Origin of the sequence: Sedimentibacter sp. B4 (assembly GCF_000309315.1) — a bacterium.
Taxonomy (GTDB): domain Bacteria; phylum Bacillota; class Clostridia; order Tissierellales; family Sedimentibacteraceae; genus Sedimentibacter; species Sedimentibacter saalensis.
The window spans coordinates 1-371 of record NZ_CANG01000455.1; the positions used below are offsets into that span (position 1 = coordinate 1).

A 371-nucleotide genomic window follows, 5' to 3' on the forward strand; every position below is an offset into this window, starting at 1 on the left:
AGGCGTTCACCAAACTCCAACGTCCAGCTGCAGAAGGAAGTCTCCGACCGGCTGGCCAAGGTCGGCGTCGAGAACTGGGTCCCGAACCTCCCGGTCACCTACTGGAGCTTCCGGCTCATGATGGGCCTCGGGTTCCTGGCCATGGCGATCGGGCTGTGGGCGCTGTGGGTGACCCGCAAGGACGGCGTGCCGAAGGCCGGCAAGCTCTGGACGGCCATGATGTTCGCGGCACCGCTCGCCCCGCTGTTCGGCAACTCGTTCGGCTGGATCTTCACCGAGATGGGCCGCCAGCCCTTCATCGTGTTCGGCGTGCTGCCCACGGCGTCCGCCGTGTCACCGGGGGTGAGCGCCTTCGAAGTGGGCCTGTCCAA

Annotated in this window: 1 protein-coding gene; it reads left to right on the forward strand. The window is 66.8% G+C overall.

What is annotated here, in order from left to right; genetic code table 11:
* The coding region (locus BN358_RS11835) for a cytochrome ubiquinol oxidase subunit I (RefSeq protein WP_198018435.1) at positions 1 to 371 on the forward strand (371 nt) is incomplete at both ends.